A 21,912-nucleotide genomic window follows, 5' to 3' on the forward strand; every position below is an offset into this window, starting at 1 on the left:
GCCGTTCCGGGCGTACCGGGCGTTCCGGGCGGCCCGTCCCGCCCCGCCGGGCGGGCCCGGCGGGGACTGTCGTACCCCACCCGTAGAATTCAGGGGTGGCTGGCAGGATCAACGATGACGACGTGAAGGCGGTGCGGGACGCGGTCCCGATCGACGCCGTCGTGTCCGAGTACCTCCAGTTGCGCAACGCGGGCGGCGGCAACCTCAAGGGTCTGTGCCCCTTCCACGACGAGAAGTCCCCGTCGTTCCACGTCAGCCCGGCCAAGGGCCTCTACCACTGCTTCGGCTGCCAAGAGGGCGGGGACGTCGTCGACTTCATCATGAAGCTCGACCACCTCTCCTTCGCCGAGACCATCGAGCGCCTCGCCTCCCAGGCCGGCATCACGCTGCGCTACGAGGAGGGCGGCTACGCCCCGGGCCGCCAGCAGGGCGAGCGCACCCGTCTGGTCGAGGCCCACAAGATCGCGGCGCAGTACTACGCCGAGCAGCTCGACAGCCCCGAGGCCGAGATCGGCCGCAAGTTCCTCGCCGACCGCGGCTTCGACCAGGCCGCCGCCCAGCACTTCGGCGTCGGCTACAGCCCGGCCGGCTGGGACCACCTCACCCGGTTCCTGCGCGGCCGCGGCTTCAGCGACCAGGAACTGATCCTCTCCGGCCTCTCCCAGGACGGCCGCCGCGGCCCCATCGACCGCTTCCGCGGCCGCCTGATGTGGCCGATCCGCGACATCGCCGGCGAGGTCGTCGGCTTCGGCGCCCGCAAACTGCGCGACGACGACAACGGCCCCAAGTACCTGAACACCCCGGAGACCCCCCTTTACCGCAAGTCCCAGGTCCTGTACGGCATCGACCTCGCCAAGAAGGAGATCGCCAAGACCAACCGGGCGGTCGTCGTCGAGGGGTACACCGACGTCATGGCCTGCCACCTGGCCGGCGTCCGCACCGCCATCGCCACCTGCGGCACCAGCTTCGGCGAGGGCCACATCAAGATCCTCCGCCGGCTGCTGATGGACAACTCCGGCTCCGAGGTCGTCTTCACCTTCGACGGCGACGCGGCCGGCCAGAAGGCCGCGCTGCGCGCCTTCGAGGACGACCAGAAGTTCGCCGCCCAGACCTCCATCGCCATCACCCCCGGCGGCATGGACCCCTGCGACCTGCGCCTGGCCCAGGGCGACGCCGCCGTCGCCGGGCTGGTGGAGTCCCGTACGCCGCTGTTCGAGTTCGCGCTGCGCCAGGTCGTAGCCCGGCACAACCTCGACACGACGGTGGGCCGCGCCGCCGCCCTCGACGAGGCGGCGCCCATCGTCGCCAACATCAAGAACAGCTCCATCCAGCACGAGTCCGCCGTACAACTGGCCGGGATGCTCGGCATCCTCGACACCCAGTTCGTCGTCCGCCGGGTCGGCCAGCTCGCCCGCTGGGCCCGCGAGCGCGGCCGGGACGGCCAGAACGGCCAGGACCCGTCCCGTACGGGCCGCCGCGCCGGCCCGCAGGGCCCCGAGGCCGCCCAGGCGCCGGCCGGCCCGCGCGGCCCCGCCCTGAACCTCCGCAGCCCCGCCCACCGCGTCGAACGGGAACTGCTCAAGCTGGCCCTCCAGCGCCCCGACCTGGTCTCGCCCGCCTTCGACGCGTACGGCGCCGACGAGTTCACCGCGCCCCCGTACGCCACCGTCCGCCGCTGCATCGAGGACGCGGGCGGCGCCCTGTCCGCCGCGGGCGACAACACCTACCTCGCCCGGGTCCGCGAGGCCGCCCCCGACGACACGGTCCGCGCCATGGTCACCGAGCTGGCCGTGGAGCCGCTGCACACCCGCCGCGACCCCGACGAGGCGTACGCGGGCGTCCAGTTGGTCGCCGTCCGGCTGGCCGCCGTCAACCGCCGCGTCACGGAGATCCGCGGCGCCCTCCAGCGCCTCGGCCCGAACGCCGACCCCCAGCACCTGGCCGCCGTCCAGAACGAGCTCTGGGTCCTCCAGCAGTACGGCCAGTCCCTCCGCGAACGCGGCTACGCGGCGCTGTAACCGCCGGAGGCCGGCGGGCGGGCACCAGAAGGCCGCCGCCCGCGCGAAGGGCCCCGTACGCGCGGGACACGGCCCCGTGCACGCGGGACGCCCCGCACCCGTACTCCGTGCCGCCGCACTCCGCGCTGCCGTACCCCGCACCCGTATCCCGCACCCCCATACCCACCCCGCCGTAGCCGCCCGGTCACCGTCCGGACCCAAAAAGTGCCCGCACGCCCCTCGTGGCGGGACTGTGTCGTACTCCACACTGAGGAGCGGTGCCTGAGTCCTCGGAGCGCGGCGGGTCCGGACGTACGGAACCGGAAACCCCCGCGGAACCGCTCTTGATGTACGGGACGGACAGCGGCTCGGCCGCAGACGGTCCCGGCCTTTCCGCCGCCTCAGCAGCGATCACACTGGAGGTCGCCCCCGTGCAGACCCGGACCCTCGCCGACGCGCCGGCCGCGGAACCGGCCACCGTGCCGCAGCAGGCCGAGCCGCCCGCGCCCGAAATCCTCGTGGAGGAGATCGCCCCGGAGCCGCCGCCGCGTGCCGAGGCCGGCGGCCCCTCCTCCGACCTGTTCCGCCAGTACCTGCGCGAGATCGGCCGGATACCGCTGCTCACCGCCGTGGAGGAGGTCGAACTGGCCCGCCGCGTGGAAGCCGGCCTGTTCGCCGAGGAACGGCTGCGGCTCGCCCCCGACCTGGACTCCCAACTCGCCCTGGACCTCGACAAGCTGGTCGTCCTGGGCCGGATGGCCAAGCGCCGCCTCATCGAGGCCAACCTGCGCCTGGTCGTCTCCGTCGCCAAGCGCTACGTCGGCCGCGGCCTGACCATGCTCGACCTCGTCCAGGAGGGCAACCTCGGGCTGATCCGCGCCGTGGAGAAGTTCGACTACGCCCGGGGCTACAAATTCTCCACCTACGCCACCTGGTGGATCCGGCAGGCCATGTCCCGCGCGCTGGCCGACCAGGCCCGCACGATCCGCGTCCCGGTGCACGTCGTCGAACTGATCAACCGGGTCGTCCGGGTCCAGCGCCGGATGCTCCAGGAACGGGGGTACGAGCCCACCCCCGAGGAGGTCGCCGCCCAGCTCGACCTGCCCCCCGAACGGGTCAGCGAGGTGCTGCGCCTGGCCCAGGAACCGGTCTCCCTGCACGCCCCCGTGGGCGAGGAGGACGACGTCGCCCTCGGCGACCTCATCGAGGACGGCGACGCCGCGTCCCCCGTCGAGTCGGCGGCCTTCCTGCTCCTGCGCGAACACCTCGAAGCGGTCCTGTCCACCCTCGGCGAACGGGAACGCAAGGTCGTCCAGTTGCGCTACGGCCTCGTCGACGGCCGCCCGCGCACCCTGGAGGAGATCGGCCGGATCTTCGGCGTCACCCGCGAACGCATCCGCCAGATCGAGTCCAAGACCCTCAACAAACTCCGCGACCACGCCTTCGCGGACCAACTGAGGGGCTACCTGGACTGAGGGCCGTTCGCCCCCCTACTGCGCGGAGAGAAACGCTCCCGCGTAGCTCTCCTCCCGCACCGCGATGTACTGCTGGCGCACCGCCTGCCCGACCGGCAGATCCTCGCCCGGCTCGAACACCTGGCTGGCCGCCGCGGGCCAGCGCGGCGGCTCGTGCGGAGCCAGCGTGCCGTGCGCCGCGCCCAGCGCCCAGGCCGCCTGCCGTGCCGCGCCCAGCGCCCAGGCCGCCTGCCGTGCCGCGCCCAGCGCCGCGTAGTCCGCCGGCTGCGGCACGACGACCTGCGCACCGAACAGTCCCGGCGCCGCCGCCTGCACCGCGCCCAGCTCCGCCGCCGCGCCCAGCAGGAACACCCGGCGCACCTCGACGCCCCGCCCGCGCAGCACGTCCAGCGCGTCCGCGAGGCCGCACAGCATGCCCTCGAAGGCCGCCCGCGCCAGATGCTCCGGCTTCATGCTCTCCCGCCGCAGCCCGTGCAGCGAGCCCGCCGTGTGCGGCAGGTGCGGCGTCCGCTCGCCCTCCAGGTACGGCAGCAGCACCATGCCGTACGAGCCGGGCGTCGACTTCAGCGCCAGCTCGGACAGCCCCTGGAGGTCGGTGCCCAGCATCTCGGCCGTGCCGCGCAGCACCCGTACGGCGTTACTCGTGTGCACCACCGGCAGATGCATCCCCGTCGCGTCGGCGAACGAGGTGATCGTGCCGTTGGAGTCCGCCAGCGCCTCGTGGTGGATGCCGAAGACCGAGCCCGAGGCGCCCAGCGACACCACCGCGTCACCCGCGCCGACCCCCAGCCCGAACGCCGCGGCCATCGTCTCGCCCGTCCCGGCGGAGATCAGCAGCCCCTCGGGCGTGAACCCGGCGGTGCCGGACGGCCCCAGCACCTCCGGCAACCGCACCTGGTGCCCGAGCGCCAGCTCCACCAGATCCGGCCGGTACGCACCGGCCGCCGCCGACCAGTACCCGGTGCCGGACGCGCCGCCCCGGTCCGTCGTACGCCGCGCCGGCCGCCCCAGCAACTGCCACACCAGCCAGTCGTGCGGCTGCAGGACCTCGGCGACGCGCGCCGCGTTCGCCGGCTCGTTCCGCGCCAGCCAGCGCAGCTTCGTCAGCGGCTGCGCGGCGTGCGGCACGGCACCGACGGCCTGCGTCCACGCGGCCCGCCCGCCGAGCGCGTCGACCAGGTCGGCCGCCGCGCTCTGCGCCCGCTTGTCGTTCCCGACCAGCGCCGCCCGCACGAGAGCGCCGTCCGCGTCCAGCGGCAGCATCCCCTGCTGCTGGGCGGAGACCCCGATCGCCTGCACACCCTCCAGCAGCCCGTTGCCCGCGGCCTCGCCGAGTGACATCAGCCACGCCTGCGGGTCGATCTCGTGTCCCTTTTCGGCGGGGTGCGGCGCGTACCCCTGCCTGATGACGGCACCCGTGTCCGCGTCGCAGACGACGATCCGTGTGCTCTCGGACGAACTGTCCAGCCCGGCGACTATCCCCATGCCCCCAGATGATGCCCCATGGACGGGACGGGGCGGCTGCCAGGTTCACACCGTTGGGGTGGGGGGTGGGCGGGCGGCCGGTGGCCGGGGGCCCGGGCAGGAGGCCGGGCCGGGGGCGGGGCGCCGCGCGGGCGACCGGTCCCGGCGACCGGTCCCGGCTGCCGGGCCCCGGCCGCCCGCGCGGGTCGTTGCTCAGGTGTCGCTCAGGTGCTGCTCAGGTGTTGCTCGTCCCCCAGTCGTCCTCACCGCTGCCGCGCTGCTCGCGCAGCGCACGGATGCGCTCCGCCACAGGCCCCGGCATCCGGTCCCCGACCTTGGCGGACACCTTGTCGAACGCCTTGGTGGCCACCTCGCGGCCGCCGAGCGCGGCGGACTCCGCGGTGTTCCGGACAGCCGGGTTCTGCGCGATCCGCCGGGCACTCTTGCGGAGCTGCTCGTACCGCTCCCGGCCCGCCTTGCTGCCGAGCACGTATCCGATGGCCAGTCCCGTGATGAACGTCAGCCGGTAGCGCATCGTCGCTCCACCTTCCCTCTCGTCGGTCTCGCTCGCGCGCACTGTGCAGGGCCCCGCCGGTCCGCGCCGCCCGCCCACCCGCGCGTCCGCCGGGCTGTGCTGCCCGCCTACCCGTAGACCAGAAGATCATCCGGGACCACCCGCGGCCATACCGATTGGCGGAGCACCCCCCTGCTTGCGCTAATGTATGTGCAGCAGCGAGCGCACGCCGTCCGGAGTCCCCGGATCGGAGTGCATTCGAGGCACACAGAGCATTCCCCTGTAGCTCAATTGGCAGAGCAGCCGGCTGTTAACCGGCAGGTTACTGGTTCGAGTCCAGTCGGGGGAGCTCGGTCCCCTGTAGCTCAATTGGCAGAGCATTCGGCTGTTAACCGGAGGGTTACTGGTTCGAGTCCAGTCGGGGGAGCAGGACGGAAGAGGACCCCCGAGGGGGTCCTCTTTCCTGTGCGCGGGAACCGAACGCCCGGCAGTCGAAGTCCTCTTGGACGAGCATGGCAGCCCAACGAGGACCCACCCGCGCAACAGATCGTATGAGCGGCTATGCTGCGGCAGACGGCGCGCACAAATGTGCGCGGCGCGCCGTATCGGGGCGGTAGCTCAGCCGGTTAGAGCAGCGGACTCATAATCCGTCGGCCGTGGGTTCGAGTCCCACCCGCCCCACTCCTGCATCACGGTGCAGAAACGATGTGGCCTGCGGAAACGTCTCGCCGAGAGAGTTTCCGCAGGAACTTCTGCCACCCTTCTGCCCACACGACCGCCGTGCGCTGGTCGTCATGGCGAACATCAAGACCTACACGAGGCAGCCAGGCGCCTCGACCTACACAGGGTCGTCCGGCGCGTCGGCGGAGGCCGTGCTGAAGAGGGGCGCCCGGGGCCGCATCACGAGCCCGGAACCACGTGGCGGGCCTACGTCCCGAAGGCCACAGCCAACCTTCACGGTCTGCTCCTCAGCATCTACAGACTGCCGTGACCACCGCCCTGGCTCTGCACGACTCGAACCCCTGCGCCTACACACGCCTGCCGAAGGGAGACGAGGCCGAGGACGGTCGAAGAGACCCCGCATCCATGACCTCCGCCACACACATGCCTCGGGGCTGATCGCCGGAAAGGTCCCGCTGCCCGTGATCCAGAAAAGGTTCGGACACGAGCTCCTCACTACCACCACGGTCGACCGGTACGCCATCTCCTGGAATCGGCGGACGACTAGGCGGTGGCGGCCGTGCAGTGGGCCAAGAACCCCGCAGGGGCGACGCCGACCGCTGAGGATCTAAGAAGTGCGGCGTGACAGGTGCGCAGTGAACGCCGATAGCAGCCGTTGCTTCCGAGAAAGCACCTAGCTGGGCCGAGTGGAGACGGCAGCCGATAGCTCGCGGACTCCGGCCGTACGGGGGTGGCGCTGAGCCAGGTCGGTGACGATCTGGCGGATGGCGGGCCGGTCGCGGACTTCACCGCGCGAGGCCCGTACGGCGTGCAGCAGGGCGTCGGCGGCCGGTTCGGGTCTGGCCATCTGCCACCAGGCGCGCGCGAGGTCGGTGTGCATCCGGGCCTTGCGCTCGGGCGTACGGAACTGGCCCTCGTGCAGGTTCGTGCCGGCTTCCAGGGCGGCGCCGGCGTCGCCGAGAGCCCAGTGGACGCCGACGGTGTACAGGGCGACGGCCGCCGGGGTCAGCGGGAACAGGCGGCCGGCCGGGGCCTGCTCGGGCAGGAGGCGGGCGGCGCGCTGGGCTTCGCCGATCGTGGCCAGGGCCTGGGCCCGGTCACCCGCGCGGGCCGCGCTGTACGCCTGGGTGCACAGCATCTGGGCGTACGCGGAGGTCTGCGCACTGCTGGTGAGTCCGGTGGCCTCGACCTGGGCCGCGGCCTTGAGGATCAGGCGCTGGGCCGCGGCGGGCTGGTCCTGGTGGCGCAGGACGATGCTCATCTCGCGGGCGGCGGCCGCGGCGGCGAGCGGGGAGCCGGACAGGTCGGCGTAAACGGTGGCGCGGTCGGCGGCCTGGCGGGACTGCTCGTAGCGGCCGATCTTCGTGAGGACCTGGGCGAGCAGGCTGTAGGTGGTCGACAGACGGGCCAGGGCCAGTTCCTGGCGGGAGCGGGCCGCCACGTGTGCGTCGCCCAGCAGGCCGGGCAGCGCCTCCAGGAGCCGGGCGTGCCGGCCCGAGTCGAACAGGCTGCGGGCGCGGGCCAGGCGCTGTTCGAGGGGCGCGGCCAGGCCGCTGGGGTCGGGGACGCCCGCCAGTGCGACGTCGACGCCGATCAGGAACTGCGCGGGGGCCGCGAGTCCGGCGGCGGCGAGCAGGGTGCGGCGGCGCATCGGGTCCTCCTCGACTTGTGGACCATCGAGCGACACCCTAGTGGCCGGGGCCCCGCTGAGAGCGAGCGACGCCGTCAGAACATCCGTCGGGACCCCCACCTCTTCGGCGGCGCGTCGCAGCAGACGCAGGTCGGAAGGGCAGCGGCGGGCTTCGAGCCGGGAGACCGTGGAGGTCGAGCACCCCAGGCGCCCGCCCAGGTCCTCTTGCCGCCATCCGCGCGCGGTGCGCCCGACCTTGACCAGCCCGCCGGCGTGCCGGGCCGCGACGAGGGAGCGGACCTTGTCGGAGGACCACAGAGTGTCGCCGGACACCGCACCTCCCGCGCGCCGGGGCCGGGGTCCCGTCCACGGTAGTGACTCATCGTGCCCGCGTCGACGTCGTGTGCGGCTTCTGCAAATCGTCTGCACAGTAAGCAAGTTGACCACCGGCCGGGCCCGGCCGGTGGTGTCGTGGTCGTACGGCCCGCAACGGGCCGGACAGTCGCAGCACACGGGAGGACACGATGGCGACAGCGATCGAGACCACGGCGCAGGTCCGCGATCCGCGGCACTACGTGACGCGCGAGGTGTGGGACCGGCAGATCCAGCTTCTGATGCGGGACCACCCGGTGGACGAGGTGATGGCCGACCGGCTGTTCGGGGCCGCGGTCTCGTACCTGATCACCGCGATGGAGAAGTGGGGCCAGCACCTGGAACTGTGCGCCGGCCGCCTCGTGGATCTCGCGGTCCACAACTTCATCCTGGACACGAAGCACTACCGCGACTTCTGCCACCGGCACTTCGGCGGGAAGTTCCTGGAGCACATCCCGGAGATCGCGTTCAAGTACGACGGCAGCGTGGAGCGCACCGCCAAGGTGATCGCCGACGCGGGCTTCGAGGTGGACTGGAAGCTGTGGGAGCGCGACTACGCGGCGTGCGGCCCGTGCCGCCCGGGGGAGGAGTGCCACTGACCGCCCGCACACCGCCGTCGGCCCCGGGAACGCCTGTGCGTTCCCGGGGCCGACGGCTGCTCGGGTGACTTCACGGCGAACCGCCGCGAGCGGGAGGACGGGCCGGTACGGTGCCAGGTCCCGCCGTCCTCACGAGGAGCCGTATGCCCCGCGCGCCACAGACCCCGGCCGAATACTGGGACACGTACAAGCCGCACCGGGGCGACGGCCCCCAGCCCCGTCCCGCCACCGGCCGGTTCGCATGGACGCAGTACCCCGGCCACGGCCCCGGCGCCGAACTCCTCGGCTCGCCCCGCCGCGCCCTGGACCTCGGCTCGGCTGAAGGCAAGGAGGCCGCGCACCTGGCCGAACGCGGCGTCCGGGTGACCGGCCTCGACCTCTCCGCCGTCCAGGTCGCCCGCGCCCGCGCCTGGTGGCACGACATGGCGAACCTGGACTTCGTCCACGCCGAGGTGTGCGCCTACCTCACCGGCACCGAGGAGACGTTCGACGCGATCTACTCGGTGTGGGGCGCCGTGTGGTTCACCGACCCCGAACAGCTCCTCCCGCTCATCGCCGCCCGCCTGGCCCCGGCGGCGTGCTCGCGTTCTCCCAGGCCGAGCCGTCCCCTGGCGCGTACGGGCCACAGGCCATGCGGGGCAAATGGCTGGAGGGCCGCGAGCGCGAGCTGACCGTACCGCGCTGGCAATACCCGCCCCAGTCCTGGGCCGACCACCTCAAGCGGGCCGGCTTCACCCATGCGGACGCGCGCGTCCTGGCAGCACCGAACGGGGAGCAGTTGGGCACGTTGCTGGTCGTCGCCCACTGCTGAGCCGCCTGCTCGGTACGTCGAGGACGCGTGTACGACCGGTAGTCACAAGATGCGCGCGGTCGGGCTGCTGCGGAGGCGGTGCGCCGTAATGGGGGAAGGCGCGGCGCGGCCGACGTTCTGGTCGCTACTGCGACGCAGTTCCCAGGCCAATACCGCCTTTGCCGACCCCACGCACTTCGTGCGCGTTCTACGACACGGACTCCGCATGATCCAGTACCGCAGAGAGATCATCGACGGTTGCCTTGCCGCAACATGCCTCCGGCCCCACAGACCCACCTGACGACAGCACGCCTGCAAGCTCAGTAACGGCCCGCCAGTGCGGGGGCCATCCCTGCACGGGCAGGGAGCACACCACGAGTGGGAGCCTTCTGTGGCTGAACCCCGGACCCCGCACGCGCGGGGACCACGGCGTGGAGGAAGCCCGCACCCGCTGGGGCCAGGGAACAGCCCCGCACGCGCGTGGACCACCACCAGTGTCGTGCTGCACCTGCGGCCGGAGGGGGAACAGCCCCGCACGCGCGGGGACCACGAACCGGTGTCACTGATCGACAGCAGGGACTCGGGAACAGCTCCGCACGCGCGGGGACCACCCGTACAGCTCCGCGGGCGGAATGGACGCAAGGGGAACAGCCCCGCACGCGCGGGGACCACGGCCCCGGCTGCCGGTGTGTGAGAGCCCGGCGGGGAACAGCCCCGCACGCGCGGGGACCACCAGGCGGCCTTTACGCCCTCGCGGTACGGGCCGGGAACAGCCCCGCACGCGCGGGGACCACAGGACGTCACCAGCAGTTTTGTCAGGCGAAGGAGCGGGTTTTACTTACTTTCAGGGATTCCGGCATAAGTGACATTTGTTCGCGCATCGGCGGGGTGCTCCGTTCGTGAAGGATGTGGGCCCGTGTAGTTATCGGCGGCCGTATTTGCGGCGTTGGGCGGCCTTGCTCCAGTTCTGTTTCGGTGGCTTGGGTGAGCGGCCTGTTTCCGGTTGGGTGGTACGGGGAGCGGGGCGGTGAAGGAGGGTGAGGCCCTCGTGGTCGGTGGGGTGCCAGGCGTGGTTGTGGGTGTGGAAGGTGAAGCCTTGTTCGGTGTCGGCCTGCTGGACGAGGAGGGCGCGGCCTTTGTCGGAGTACTGGCGGACTTCGTCCCACAGGAGGTCGCGGATGCGGGCGCTCGGCGAGCCGATGAAGACGCCGGGGGAGATCTCCAGGAGCCAGCGGGTGAGGCAGCCGCGCAGGCCGGCGGGGCAGTTGGCGAGGATGATGACGGTCACCACAGCACCTCGTCGCTGTAGTTGCGGCCGCTTTCCAGGTGGGTGCCGCCGTCCGATTGCAGGGTCATGCGGTCGTCGTCGGCCGGGGTGTCTCGGGTGTCATCGTAATGAAGCAGGGTTTTGATGTCGTTGACGCAACGGTCGAGCAGGCTGGCCTCGTTGATGCGGGTGCGCAGGGCTCTGCGGGTGCCGGAGGCCACGTCGTCGGGGCCGTCGGCGGCGGCGTCGAAGGCTGCGGGGATGGCGATGTCGGTCTTGTAGAGGTCGGCGATGTCCAGGACGAAGGAGCGTTCGTGGCCGGAGTGGACGAAACCGAGGGCGGGGGAGCAGCCGAGGGCGGTGACGACGGCATGGGCGATGCCGTACATGCACTGGGCGGCGGCGGTGACGGCCTGGTTGGGGGCGTCGCCGGCGGCGAAGTTGTCGCGGTGGTAGTCGCGGCGGGTCCAGGGGACGCCGGTGCGGGCTGATCCGTGGCGGTAGCAGTCCTTGAGGCGGCGGCCTTCCATGGACAGCAGATCCTGGCGGGTGCGGCCCGCAGGGTCTTCGTCGGGGAAGCGCAGGCGGTACATGGCGCGGGCGACCTCCAGCCGGGTGCGCTGGTTGGCCCAGGCAGTGGCCTGAGCTTCGGCCAGGGCCGAGGAGCGGGTCAGGGCGCGGCCGCCGGCGTAGAAGCGCACCCCGTGCTCGCCGACCCAGGCCACGCCGGCGCCGCACTCGCCGAGGACGCTCATGGCCTGGTGGGTGACACGGGTGCCGGGACCTAGCAGGAGGGTGCCGATGGTGGCGGCCGGGATGTGGGTGATGCCGTCCGCGTCGGTGGCGGTGATGGCGTTGTCGTCGCGGTGGACGGTGCACCGCTCCAGGTAGATGAAGGAGAGCCGGTCGCCGACGCGGGCCAGCTCCCGTGGGGTGGAGGTGCTGCGGCGGCTGACGGTGCTCATGGGGTTCCTGTCGGGGCGAGGGTCATCAGGCCGCAGCCGTACGCCTTGGACTTGCCCAGGCCGTGGGTGAGGGTGCGGCGGAAGGCGGCGGAACTGGAGTGATTGCTGGTCGCGCACGATGAGGTCATATGCGTCGCCGAACTGCGTCAGTCGGCGGTCGGTGGGCTTGGGGACCACAGGTCGGCTCTCAGTGTGAGCGCGCGGTGGGTGACCGGCCGGGCCGTACGGGCAACATTTACGGTTTCGTCCTCCTTGCCATCCGGTGCTGCTCGAGAACACCCACCACCTGGGACACCGCGTCCGGGGCTGTGCGGCCCAGCACCGGCAACGTCCAGTACCAGCTGTCGGTGGCCAGGGCTTCGAGGAGGGAGTTTCGCCCAAGGGCGGTGTCGACAGCCTCCGCTGGGTGCATGTGGTGTGCGAGGGCTCTGAGCACAGAAAGGGTCCAGTAACCCTCGTCGGCAGCCACATCCAGATGCGGCGGTACGCCGGCCAAGTAAGCGGCCACGACCGACTGGGCAACGCCCCGGGCAGCAGGGTCAGGCAACTTGCCGATTGTGCAGTACGCACGCTTGCCGTCACCGTGGGCAGCCCTGAGAAGGGCGAGTCCGGTAGCGAACAGGGGGTCCTTGCCGAGCCGCGCGTGAGCTGCGACCTCCAGGGAGGCGAGCTGGGTGTCCGTCCGAGCACCGGTGGCGCGATCACACAGCGCCTTGAGCAGTTCGGTTCCGGGTGTGTCGAGTCCAGCTCCCGGCAAGCCGTCAGCGATGGCACGTGCGACGACGGCCTCCGGTGCGAGACCCATCTCAACGGCCAGGGTGGCCCGCCGGTACGGAACGCCCGCCCTGCCGAGCGGTTTGCCTCCGTGAGGAGGAGCGGCCCATTGCCTGGCCCGTTGGGAGTCACCTGTATGAGCGAACGCCTGGGCGACCAGGGCCCTGATCTTCGGTTGCAGTGGGTCCGACATGTGCTGGGCAATGTCCGCTGCCCCTTCCGCGCACCGCAACGCCTCGTCGCGGCGCTGTGCGTCTGCGTGAGCCATTGCGGCCGAGGTCAGAATCTGTAGACGCAGGGAAGTGCCGGACAGCTCGGCCCTCAAGAGCGAGTTGACCTCTTCGACGGGATCGAGAACGCCGAAAAGAGCTTCCGCGAGGAAGGGCAGCCAGGTGACGGGCGCGCTCCCGTCGGCATCCCGCTTCGTGTACCGGTACAGGCACCGGCGTAAGTGGGGGCCGTCTCCGAGGTCGGACAGACGCGTCATTTCCTTGAGCAGCTCTTCATATTCCGCAGCCTCCGCTGCTTCGGCGGCTTCCCGTGCTGCGCTCTCATCGTCGAGACGACCGTCGAGCGACTGCCCGGCACATGAGGTGTCGTCAGTGGTCGCGTCGGGGAGCAGAGCGCGCACCTTCCTGGGTGTCTCCCCCACGTCGAGCAGCGCTTGGGTTACCCGGCTCATGGACTCCCGGAGCCGCCCCTCCGGGACGTAGCCCGAAGCTCTCTCCGCCTCGCGCATGGCGGTGTACGCCAGCCGGCGGGCTTCCTCCGGCATGGCTTCGGCGAGCGCGGAGGCCGTGAGCGCGCAACAGTCGACTGCTGCCAGGCCCGGAGCCGCCAGGGCCACGCTTTCGGCGAACTCCTTCATCCTGCGGTGGACCGACTCTGCCCGGCTCGGATCAGCCGTGGCTACGGCTGACCAGATCTCCACCGCGAAGACGGGGCGCCCCTCTGCCGTATCCGCATGACTCTCCGCCTCCAGCAGGAGTTCGTCGAGCAGCTCAGCCGCGACGGCCGGTTCGGGAACGAGCAGCAGAGCCGCGGTCTCGGCAACCGCCGCGACGTTCTCGGGCCGGCAGATGTCGACCGTTGCCAGCAAGCGGACCGCCTCGCCCGGTGATTCCGCTGCGGCGAGCGTGGCGGCGGCCCGGGGGACGAGCGCCTGGGTCTCCAGCTCCGCTGAGGGGGTGGCCTCCGGATGCTGCAGCTTGGCGTGGGTGGCCCACGCGGCAGCGTCGCACGCCAGGCTTTTCACCTGCTCCGAAGCCGCGGTCTTCAGCGCTCCCATGGCCAGGGCTGCATGAGCCACCTCCATGAGCCGTACCGCCTTGGAGGCCGGGTCGACGGCCGAGAGCGCGAGCGACCAGGCGCGGGTGAGATCTCCGACCACGACCAGAGCGCGAAGGACCTCACGTGGTACCGGTCGGCTCCTCGTATCGAGGAGAGCCCGGGAGGCGGCTGCCGATGCCAGGACGGTGGGCGTCGGAAGCGCCCGCATGACGCGGTCGAGCGAGGCGAGCGCGACGTCGGTACCTCCTCGGTTCGCGAGGCACAGCAGACGGCGGTGATCGAGCGCGAAGGCGCGGCAGCGGTCGAGGTCGTCGCCTTCCCAGAGCAGTTCAGGGTAGTGGTGGAGCAGATACGCGGGGGTGGAGTCGGGCCAGCCGGCGGCCCGGTGGCGGTCGGCCCAGGTGTGCAGGTGCCGGGTCAGTTCGGCAAGCTTCCTGGGGCCCAGCCCTTTCTCGGTCGCCGCGTACAGTTCCTTGTGTGCCAGGACGAGGGTGTCGGGTTCCAGGTCTTCCGGCCCGAAGACCCGGCCGGCCACGCTGTGCAGCAGTCTCTCCAAGTCCGCGGGCATCAGCTCGGTCGTGTGCCCGCAGTACTGGAGCAGATCGTCCAGTTCGGTGACGCTGAGCCCACCGTCTGCCAAGGTCAGGTAGCCGAGGAAGTCGCGTACCCAGCCCCTGGTGTCCTCGAACAGTGCGGCCAGATCGTCGTTGGCGGTCTGCCGCAGTACGCCGGCCTCCGGAGAAGGCCGGAATCGCGGTATCTGCTCGGCGTGCCGTAGCGGGTGGTCCTGGCGTACGTCACCGGGCAGGGGCGGGTGCCACCGGCGGCTGACGAGGACGCGGAGACCTGGGTAGGGCTGTGGTGGCAGCAGCGAGGCGATGCTCTGTCTGCGCCTGCATTCTCCGGCGTCCTCGTCCAGTCCGTCGATGACCAGGAGAAGATGCCGGCCAAGCGCGACGCTCTTCTGGGAGGCCTCCTTGTAGAGGGTCAGCAGGGTGGCTTCGTCGGTTGCGTCCGACGGCGTGCCTCGCGCATGTTGCGACAGTTGCTCGATCATGACCTTGCGAAAGTGCGCAGCGTTGTCCGTCCCGTGCCCCCACCGGACGAAGTAAGCGATGAGGTCCATGTCGTCGGCCTCATACGTTGTGACGAAAGTGGCCAGGAACGCGGACTTGCCGGCCCAGGGCGGGGCGACGAGGGACAGGTATCCCTTCGCGCTGCGGATCAACTCCGGGAGTCGGCCCAGGTGTTCCTGCCGGCCCGCCAGTTCCAACGGCTTGTAACTCTCGGCGGTGTGGAAGTACCGGAAGGGGGCGATCTTGGCCGGACGGGATGCGATGGTCGGCCGCCCACCGCGGTTGCTCCGGCTTTCGTCCACGGCCTCCTTGATGAGTCGCTGCCACTCCCTGCGGGGGCGAGCAGGTCTTTGGGCGCGCCCCTCCAAGTAGTCGATCAGGGAAAGGTACTTGACGACGCCTCGCTGGGACGGCGCGGCCGTGCCGTTCAGCCAGTTACTGATCGTTGAGGTAGAGATGCCCAGCTTGGGCGCGAGTTCTTCGAGCGTGATCCTTCGTCCGCATGCCCTTTCGGCTTCCTCAAGCAGCGCCCGCAAGCAACCAGCGAGCCGTATGCGGGCGAGTTCGGGGCGACCGTCGGTGCCTCCGGCCTCCTGAGCGTTCACGTCATCTCCCACCCGGGAAAGTCCCTGGAAACTTTTTGCGACGCGTGAGAGCAGCGCGAACGCTCTCTGCCCAGGGCTTTCGACATCGTTGGAAACCCGTTGGACGTGGGACAACTGCCCCACCCGCCGCCCGGCAGACCCGCTGGCCGGCCTGTATGGGAGGGAACTTGACCATGTCCGCACTGCCGACCCTGCTGACTGATGCCACGGTACTGGCCGCCGCCACGGGGTTCAGCTACTCCGTGACTCTGCTCGGCGTCGCACTCGTCTCGGTCGCCTCCCGCTCCTCGGCCCGTCGCCGTGATGCGCGGGCGACGCTGGCGATCCTGCTTCGGCGAAAGCCCCGCGAGTGAGCTGCTGTTGGGACGTACGTCACTCCGGTGACGTGATCAAGCTACTCGGTCACGTTTGTTGGACTGGTTCCCTCGAAGGCCGGGCACGCCGCATCGCAGCGTGCCAGAGTGGTCCTTGGCGGTGCCCCGCTCCTCCCGTTGGTCCGCTCGTTGGCAGACGCCAGAGAGCAGAGTGAGGGAGGAGGACCGCGCACGTGCGTACACGGCGCTGGCTCAGGTCCCGCCTGGTCGACGCAAGGGGGTGGTTACGGAGACGTCGGGGCGACATGGGGTGGCTGCTGTTCGAAGTCGTCGTCTCGGCCGTGGTCTCACGTCTCATGATGCTCATGTGAAGAGGTCTCTCCCGGCAGCGATATTGCCGGGAGAGACCGTCTTCGGGGCACGGGGCACGGCTCTCGCCGAAGGGGCGTGCTGTGTCCACCGTGACGGCACATGTGCCATTACTCCGGGACCCTACCGGAAGCTTTCGGGCCCGAGCCGTCCCGTTCCCTGCACCAGTAGGGTTGATCCATCGGTGGCGTTCGTTGGCGCACACGTCTCAGCCTTCCCCGCGTCGGCGGGGACGAAAGGCCGGTACCGGCAGGCGCGTCGACGGGCTGCATGCGCAGCACCTGCCGGCCCGGCTGAGCCGGTGCCTCCGGCGGGCACGTGACTCCTCCACCACCTCGGACCCAACCACCCGATGACTCCCGACTTCACGCAGACGGATGCGAAATACCGAGGTCACACACCATGCAGCTGGCTGATCAGCCCCCGCTCGACGCAATGAGTGATCGCCCACGTTGGGACCCTCGCGTGCATGTATGTGTACGAGCTCTGTCGTTGGACGGTGAGGTGGTCGCACGGACCCTGACGGGGCTGTTCTCTCAGGCCGATGAACTGACGGACATCGCTGGCGACACCCCTGGGGAAAAGGTCGCTCTCGTCGAGTTTCTGCTCGCTCTGTGCTACGCCTCGGGTACGTACCCCAGGTCGACGGAGGAGTGGCAGCACTGGGTGGAAGAGGGCCAACCTCTTGGAGAGGTTGCCTCGTGGCTCACGAGGCAATCCGACGACGACTGGAACTTGTTCCACCCCGAGCGGCCCCTGGGACAGAACACCCTGCTCGCACCGTTCCTGGAGGAGTACGGCACAGGGGCCGCCCAACTGGTGATCGAACGTGCGGGTGACTACAACCAGTTCGCCGATCACCACCACCTGAAGCACCCTGATCCGCTGCCCGCGGCCGAAGCGTTCCGGGCGATGCTGACCCAGCACGTCTTCGGCCTGTCCGGCCGCGCCCGGCTCTCAGGCAAGGCAACGCTGGGGCCGGCCATCACCAACCTGGCCACCGGGCGGCTCGGCGGCCGGATCCGGATTCTGGCTCTGGGACGGACCCTGGGCCACACCCTGCGTCTCAACCTGGTGCCGACCGCCGACGACCCGCGCGTACTCAACCTGACCTGGACGCGGGGACCGATCGAGCGGCGGGGGTTCAAGGTCAAGCCGCCGGCTCGTCCTGTGCGCGGCTACGCGGACCTGCACAGCTATCTGGGCCGTTCGGTGCTGATGCGTCCGAAGCCTGGGTGCGACGGAGAAGAGGCCGGCGTCGACCGGGTGCTCATCGGAGCCGGTGAACTGCTTGAGCTGGACACCGAACTGCACCTTCAGGACGCCGTCATGTCCCAGACCCGTACGGGGGAGAAGAAGCCACTGTGGCCTTCGCCAACCCGTGATCTCTGGCGTGAAGCGCACGCACTCTACGCTGCGGTGAAGAACGAGGCCGGCGGCCTGTACGCACGCCTCGCGAAGCTCCCCAAGGAGCGGAGACCCGAACGCCACCCTTTCGACCTGCTGGCGGTCGGCCTCCTCTCGAACAAGACCACTCCCGTCGGCTGGGTCAGCAGCGTCTTCCCTTTCGCTCCGGGACAGGCCCCGGCCCTCTACCAGGCCTCGCTGCGCGGCTCCGAGGTGGCAGAACACATCGCCCGCAGCCTGGACCGAGCCGCCTACGCGGCCTGGGCCATCACGTACCCCAATCCCAGACCCAGCGACAAGAAGGCGCAACTCGCCCGCTTCGACGCGCGGGGCGAGCAGTGGAAGGCGACGGAGGAGCCCTTCCACACCCTGCTCCTGGACGTGGCCGAGGGCGCGATGGTGACCGACTGCATGCCCGGCTACGTGGAGTGGCTGGTGCAGATGGCACGAGAGTTTCTGGACGCCCGACTGGACTCGTTGCCGAAGAACGGGCCGGGATTGCGTGCCCGCGCGGCGGCCCGCAGAAGCTTCGAGGCCGAACTCACCAGTTCCCGGGCTCCGGCCGACCTCACCGCCCTCAAGAACGGAGGAGCATGACCAGCGAATCATCCGGGTGGGAGACCACGGAGCTGGGGGCAGCCCGGCTCACCGCCTGGCTCCTCACGTTGGTGCACAACCGTGAATACGGCGTTCTCGCCCAGCTCCGGCGCGCCACAGTCGGCACCAGCGCCAGTATCCGGGCCGGCTGGTACGCCCCGGACCAGGACAACCAGACCAGCAGGGAGATCTACGAGCAGGTCGCCTTCCTGTTCGCCGTCTACCACCGGGGCGTGGGGCGGCCCACCCAGGGCTTCGGCAGTTTCGGTACCGCGGCCCGGAGGATCGGCAGGCCCGGCGGCCGCGGCCCCGAAGACCCCGGTGCCACGCGGCTGGTGGACCGGATCGTGGCCAGCCGACGCATTCCGTGGCGGCACCTCCAGCACGGCATCGCCCGGCTGCGCGCCTGCGAGCAGCAACCGCCGTCCTGGACCGGCCTCGTCGCCGACCTTGAGCGATGGAACGACCGGAAGGTCCGCATCGCCTACCACTGGGCGGTCGACTTCCACGCACCGTACGACACCGGCAGGAAGAGCACCCAGAAGGGCAGCAGCACGTGACCGAGACCTCCGCCCCACGCGGCCAGTTCCTCTCCCTCCATCTGCTGGAGACACTGGTCGCGGTCCTGCCGGTACGTGATGAGAACGGATCACCGAAAACGATCGTCTTCGGCGGCGTCGAACGGCACATGATCACGAGCCAGGCGCGGCGGCGGGCCGAGCGGGTGCACGCCCGCAACCGGGCCAACGCCGGAGTCGGCCCGCTGGCCGGGCGCACCACAGGGGTGCGTACCCGTGAGTGGGCGCTGCTCACCGCGCGCGTACTGGAAACAGCCCACGGCTGGGAGAAGGACGAGGCCGTCGTCACGGCGCGAACCGTGCTGGAGGCCACGGGCCTGAAGTTCGGCGACCCGGCCAAGAAGACGGTCGCCAACCTCACCAAGGTGCTGCTGTTCGCACCGGCCGACACCGGCGAGCGGATCGCCGGGCACATCGCGGCAGCGGCCGACAGCCTGCGCGGGTGGCGGGACGAATACCTCGCCGCCCAGGCAGCCAACGCCAAGCCGAAGCGGGGTGCGCGCAAGGCAGCCGAAGAGGCCGCGAACGGAGACAGTGAGGCCGCGGAGACGAAAGATCTGCCACCGCTCCCGAAGGAGACGCGTGCCGCGGTGCTCACGGCACTGGCTCCGCGCGACGCCATCGACATCGCGCTGTATGGCCGCTTCCTCGCGGAGATCGCCGATTCGCCCAACGTGGACGGCGCCGTGCAAAGCGCGCATGCCTTCACGATCCAGGAGGCCGAACAGGTCGACGACTTCTACGCCGCGGCGGACGATGCCAAGCTGGAACGGAAGAAGAACGCGCTGGATTTCCTGGACGCGGCGGACGACGCGGGCGCGGGAATGACGGGTTACCAGTCGCTCATCTCCGGCACGTTCTACCGGCACGCCGTGCTCGACCGGCGCCAGTTGAAGGTGAACCTCCAGGCCGCCGGCATGACCGAGGCGGAGGCAGCAGAGGCCGCGGTCGCTGCGGAGCAGGAATTCGTCAACGCTTTCGTCGAGGCGTTTCCCGAGGCGAAGAAGAACTCCACGGCCTCCACCGGCTCGCTGCCGGTCTTGGTCCTCGCCTTCGAGGGCGAGCGTCCGTACAGCTACGCCGGCGCCTTCCAGAAGCCAGTCGACGAAAATCCGGAGGACAAGGAGGGTAAGGAGGGCAGGGGCGGCGAAGGGCCGGCCGGGCCCGCCGGGGTCAAGCGCCTGCTCAAGCACCACGTCTTCGTCAGCCGGCGCCGCCCGGACATCCGTACGGCCCGTCTGCTCACGTACGACCCGCAGATCGACGCGCTCCTCGACGAACTGGACGCCCTGGGCGCGACCCGGGTGGACTCTGTCGGGGGCCTGACGCCGTGACTTACGTACTGCTCCTCCGGTTGGCCGGGCCCCTGCAGTCGTGGGGCGTGGCCAGCCGCTTCGCCGCCCGCCGCGACTCGCACAGCCGTCCCACCAAGTCGGCCGTGATCGGCATGTGCGCGGCGGCCCTGGGACTGCCCCGGTCCATGGGCCTGGTCGAACCGGGCAGGTCAGCGGAGGGAAAGGAACGAAGGACACCGACCCTCTTGGGGCAACTGGCCGGGGCCGTCTTCGGGGTGCGTGCCGACCATCCCGGCGTCCCCGTCCGGGACTACCACACCGTCGGCGCGGGTTCCTACCCACTGCGCCCTCGCGACGTCATCACCGACCACCGGCGCGCCGCCGCCGTATCTGCCGGTCTTGATGCGGCCACCGGGGACCAGTTCGGCCATCACACTCTGGCCGGATGGTACGGAGCACCCAAGAAGATCGCGACCGACCCCCACTCCGGCGTACTGGTCTCCGGTGAAGTGCGCCGCTCCAGCCTCATCACCGAGCGGTGGTATCTCGCCGACGCAACGTTCCTGGTGGGGCTCCAGCACCCGGACGAGGGTTTCCTGCGGACCGTGGCGCGAGCACTTGAGCACCCGCAGCACCTGCTGTGGCTGGGCCGCAAGTCCTGCCCGCCGTCCGGCACCCTCGCCCTCGAAACCGTCGCCGGTGACCTGGACACGGCGTTCCGCACCCGCCGACTGCTGCCCGGGCCCGAAGGTACGGCCGACCCGGCGCGCAAGCCCTGGGCGTGGCTCCAGGTCCCGCCGTCCGAGCGGGGCGCCACGCCGGTGCAGGACCAGCCGGTGAGCTTCGACTCGCTGCGGCCTGAGCACACCACCCGCTGGGAGGTCCGCCGCAGGGTCACGATCGCCGCGAACGCCACCGACTGGAAAGACATCATTCCGTGAGCATTTCTCCGCAGCCCCGCACGGCGACGGCTCGTTTCGTCGCGACGCATTCCGTGCTCACCTTGGACGCACGCCACCCCTACGTGGCCAAGTCGCTGATCGATGCGCAAGACATGCACCGCACGGTGATGAGCGGGTTCCAAGGGTGGGTCGACGACGGCAGTCCGGACGCCCGCGCCCAGATGGGCGTCCTGTCGACGTGGGCGCTGGACCTCAAAGCGGCGGCGCTCGTCTTGGTCGTACAAGCCAAGGTCGCCGCGGACTGGGGACACGTACCCAAAGCCGCACTGAGGGACGCCCCGCACCTGATCACCGTCGACAGCACCTTCCGCGCCGGTGACACCGTCGGCTTCCGGTCCGTCGTCAACCCCACCTACAGCAAGTACCGGACCGGCCCGGACGGGCGAGCGGTCCGAGGCCGGCGGGTGGCGCACACCAAGCCGGACGGCGTCAGGAAGTGGTGCGGCAGCCGCTTCGGGGACGGGCACACCCCCGGCCGCGTCGGCGCCGCTGCCGACCCCGACAGCATCTCCGTGCGCATGCTGCCCACGGTGTCCAGCCCCGCACCCCACAAGGGGTTGAAGATCGCTCGCGCCGAGCTGCGCGGCTCCTTGACCATCACCGACCCCGCCGCATTCGTCACCGCCCTCTCCGAGGGCATCGGCCACGCTCGGGCGTACAGCTGCGGGCTCATTCTGACTCGGTGACGGCGCGCCTGTGCTTCTCTGCCTACCCGCGAAGAGAGGAGCACAGGCGGTTCGGCCGGTCCCCGTCGGTGTCATTCGCGCCGTCCGCCCACCCGAGGGACGCCAGCGTGATGTGAGAGGGGAGCGGTGTCGGGACCGGTCAGTGGTCCGCGTGCCGTGCGGCGTTCGTGTTCGAGGGGGTTTGCGGGGTGAACCACATGGTCAG

At 70.6% G+C, this 21,912-nt stretch carries 16 protein-coding genes, 3 tRNA genes, 2 pseudogenes and 1 CRISPR repeat array; of the genes and pseudogenes, 14 read left to right on the forward strand and 7 right to left on the reverse strand.

What is annotated here, in order from left to right:
- Positions 1 to 95 precede the first annotated feature (95 nt).
- A complete protein-coding gene (dnaG, locus tag EJG53_RS27830; RefSeq protein WP_125047181.1) occupies positions 96 to 2,018 on the forward strand; it encodes a DNA primase in 1,923 nt (640 codons plus the stop codon).
- Positions 2,019 to 2,275: 257 nt separating this feature from the next.
- Entirely contained in the window at positions 2,276 to 3,472 is a 1,197-nt protein-coding gene (locus EJG53_RS27835) for an RNA polymerase sigma factor (RefSeq protein ID WP_031013466.1), read from the forward strand.
- Between the two features lie 15 nt (positions 3,473 to 3,487).
- Here the strand turns inward: EJG53_RS27835 and EJG53_RS27840 are convergent, their stop codons facing one another.
- Together EJG53_RS27840 and EJG53_RS27845 are read right to left on the reverse strand one after the other, a co-directional pair.
- The gene (locus tag EJG53_RS27840; RefSeq protein WP_125047182.1) at positions 3,488 to 4,957 is read right to left on the reverse strand and encodes an FGGY family carbohydrate kinase; all 1,470 of its coding nucleotides are present in this window, start codon (positions 4,955 to 4,957) and stop codon (positions 3,488 to 3,490) included.
- A 214-nt stretch (positions 4,958 to 5,171) separates the two neighbouring features.
- The gene (locus tag EJG53_RS27845) at positions 5,172 to 5,471 is read right to left on the reverse strand and encodes a YtxH domain-containing protein (RefSeq protein WP_125047183.1); all 300 of its coding nucleotides are present in this window, start codon (positions 5,469 to 5,471) and stop codon (positions 5,172 to 5,174) included.
- 255 nt (positions 5,472 to 5,726) lie between these two features.
- On the opposite strand from EJG53_RS27845, the gene EJG53_RS27850 reads away from it, so the two are divergent.
- The 4 genes from EJG53_RS27850 (at position 5,727) to EJG53_RS27865 (ending at position 6,742) form a co-directional block, all read left to right on the forward strand.
- A tRNA-Asn gene (locus tag EJG53_RS27850) sits at positions 5,727 to 5,799 on the forward strand.
- 5 nt (positions 5,800 to 5,804) lie between these two features.
- Positions 5,805 to 5,877 (forward strand) — tRNA-Asn (locus tag EJG53_RS27855).
- Positions 5,878 to 6,057: 180 nt separating this feature from the next.
- A tRNA-Ile gene (locus tag EJG53_RS27860) sits at positions 6,058 to 6,131 on the forward strand.
- A 113-nt stretch (positions 6,132 to 6,244) separates the two neighbouring features.
- Positions 6,245 to 6,742 (forward strand): tyrosine-type recombinase/integrase, encoded by a 498-nt coding sequence (locus EJG53_RS27865; RefSeq protein ID WP_125047184.1) that lies wholly within the window; start codon positions 6,245 to 6,247, stop codon positions 6,740 to 6,742.
- 62 nt (positions 6,743 to 6,804) lie between these two features.
- Here EJG53_RS27865 and EJG53_RS27870 read toward each other — a convergent pair whose 3' ends face one another.
- Positions 6,805 to 8,094: a helix-turn-helix transcriptional regulator gene (locus EJG53_RS27870; RefSeq protein ID WP_174856465.1), complete on the reverse strand. Its 1,290-nt coding sequence runs from the start codon at positions 8,092 to 8,094 to the stop codon at positions 6,805 to 6,807.
- A gap of 191 nt (positions 8,095 to 8,285) precedes the next feature.
- Between EJG53_RS27870 and EJG53_RS27875 the strand changes: the two genes are divergently transcribed.
- Together EJG53_RS27875 and EJG53_RS27880 are read left to right on the forward strand one after the other, a co-directional pair.
- On the forward strand, positions 8,286 to 8,732 hold the full coding sequence (locus EJG53_RS27875) for a glycine-rich domain-containing protein (RefSeq protein ID WP_125047185.1): 447 nt from the start codon (positions 8,286 to 8,288) through the stop codon (positions 8,730 to 8,732).
- 143 nt (positions 8,733 to 8,875) lie between these two features.
- Positions 8,876 to 9,543 (forward strand): annotated as a pseudogene (locus EJG53_RS27880) (class I SAM-dependent methyltransferase).
- 439 nt (positions 9,544 to 9,982) lie between these two features.
- Positions 9,983 to 10,316: a CRISPR direct-repeat array (repeat unit 29 nt; unit sequence GGGAACAGCCCCGCACGCGCGGGGACCAC).
- 128 nt (positions 10,317 to 10,444) lie between these two features.
- Here EJG53_RS27880 and cas2e read toward each other — a convergent pair.
- The 4 genes and pseudogenes from cas2e to EJG53_RS27905 form a co-directional block, all read right to left on the reverse strand.
- Positions 10,445 to 10,810: a type I-E CRISPR-associated endoribonuclease Cas2e gene (gene cas2e, locus EJG53_RS27890; RefSeq protein ID WP_125047186.1), complete on the reverse strand. Its 366-nt coding sequence runs from the start codon at positions 10,808 to 10,810 to the stop codon at positions 10,445 to 10,447.
- Entirely contained in the window at positions 10,807 to 11,754 is a 948-nt protein-coding gene (gene cas1e, locus EJG53_RS27895; RefSeq protein ID WP_125047187.1) for a type I-E CRISPR-associated endonuclease Cas1e, read from the reverse strand. The genes cas2e and cas1e overlap by 4 nt, the downstream gene beginning before the upstream one ends.
- A pseudogene (locus tag EJG53_RS27900) lies at positions 11,751 to 11,843 on the reverse strand (type I-E CRISPR-associated protein Cas6/Cse3/CasE); the annotation flags it as partial. The gene cas1e and the pseudogene EJG53_RS27900, both read right to left, overlap by 4 nt.
- A gap of 146 nt (positions 11,844 to 11,989) precedes the next feature.
- Complete coding sequence (locus EJG53_RS27905; RefSeq protein WP_167515175.1) at positions 11,990 to 15,499, reverse strand: helix-turn-helix domain-containing protein; 3,510 nt, start codon at positions 15,497 to 15,499, stop codon at positions 11,990 to 11,992.
- 173 nt (positions 15,500 to 15,672) lie between these two features.
- Between EJG53_RS27905 and EJG53_RS27910 the strand changes: the two genes are divergently transcribed.
- From EJG53_RS27910 to EJG53_RS27935, 6 genes are all read left to right on the forward strand, one after another.
- Positions 15,673 to 15,852 carry a hypothetical protein gene (locus tag EJG53_RS27910; RefSeq protein WP_125047189.1) on the forward strand — a complete coding sequence of 60 codons (180 nt, stop codon included), beginning with the start codon at positions 15,673 to 15,675 and terminating at the stop codon, positions 15,850 to 15,852.
- A gap of 834 nt (positions 15,853 to 16,686) precedes the next feature.
- A complete protein-coding gene (locus EJG53_RS27915; protein ID WP_244955366.1) occupies positions 16,687 to 18,186 on the forward strand; it encodes a type I-E CRISPR-associated protein Cse1/CasA in 1,500 nt (499 codons plus the stop codon).
- A complete protein-coding gene (casB, locus tag EJG53_RS27920; protein WP_125047191.1) occupies positions 18,183 to 18,746 on the forward strand; it encodes a type I-E CRISPR-associated protein Cse2/CasB in 564 nt (187 codons plus the stop codon). The genes EJG53_RS27915 and casB overlap by 4 nt, the downstream gene beginning before the upstream one ends.
- Complete coding sequence (locus EJG53_RS27925) at positions 18,743 to 20,098, forward strand: type I-E CRISPR-associated protein Cas7/Cse4/CasC (protein WP_125047192.1); 1,356 nt, start codon at positions 18,743 to 18,745, stop codon at positions 20,096 to 20,098. Before casB ends, EJG53_RS27925 begins: the two co-directional genes overlap by 4 nt.
- Positions 20,095 to 21,000: a type I-E CRISPR-associated protein Cas5/CasD gene (locus EJG53_RS27930; RefSeq protein ID WP_125047193.1), complete on the forward strand. Its 906-nt coding sequence runs from the start codon at positions 20,095 to 20,097 to the stop codon at positions 20,998 to 21,000. Before EJG53_RS27925 ends, EJG53_RS27930 begins: the two co-directional genes overlap by 4 nt.
- The gene (locus EJG53_RS27935; RefSeq protein WP_244955367.1) at positions 20,997 to 21,707 is read left to right on the forward strand and encodes a type I-E CRISPR-associated protein Cas6/Cse3/CasE; all 711 of its coding nucleotides are present in this window, start codon (positions 20,997 to 20,999) and stop codon (positions 21,705 to 21,707) included. Before EJG53_RS27930 ends, EJG53_RS27935 begins: the two co-directional genes overlap by 4 nt.
- Positions 21,708 to 21,912 lie beyond the last annotated feature (205 nt).

It is taken from the genome of Streptomyces chrestomyceticus JCM 4735 (assembly GCF_003865135.1).
In the GTDB taxonomy this organism is placed as follows: domain Bacteria; phylum Actinomycetota; class Actinomycetes; order Streptomycetales; family Streptomycetaceae; genus Streptomyces; species Streptomyces chrestomyceticus.

Excerpts from the sequence above, each read along its gene's own strand:
- EJG53_RS27840 (WP_125047182.1), bottom strand. The coding sequence starts at position 4,957 with ATGGGGATAGTCGCCGGGCTGGACAGTTCGTCCGAGAGCACACGGATC.
- EJG53_RS27845 (WP_125047183.1), bottom strand. The coding sequence starts at position 5,471 with ATGCGCTACCGGCTGACGTTCATCACGGGACTGGCCATCGGATACGTG.
- EJG53_RS27865 (WP_125047184.1), top strand. The coding sequence starts at position 6,245 with ATGGCGAACATCAAGACCTACACGAGGCAGCCAGGCGCCTCGACCTAC.
- EJG53_RS27875 (WP_125047185.1), top strand. The coding sequence starts at position 8,286 with ATGGCGACAGCGATCGAGACCACGGCGCAGGTCCGCGATCCGCGGCAC.
- cas1e (WP_125047187.1), bottom strand. The coding sequence starts at position 11,754 with ATGAGCACCGTCAGCCGCCGCAGCACCTCCACCCCACGGGAGCTGGCC.
- EJG53_RS27910 (WP_125047189.1), top strand. The coding sequence starts at position 15,673 with ATGTCCGCACTGCCGACCCTGCTGACTGATGCCACGGTACTGGCCGCC.
- casB (WP_125047191.1), top strand. The coding sequence starts at position 18,183 with ATGACCAGCGAATCATCCGGGTGGGAGACCACGGAGCTGGGGGCAGCC.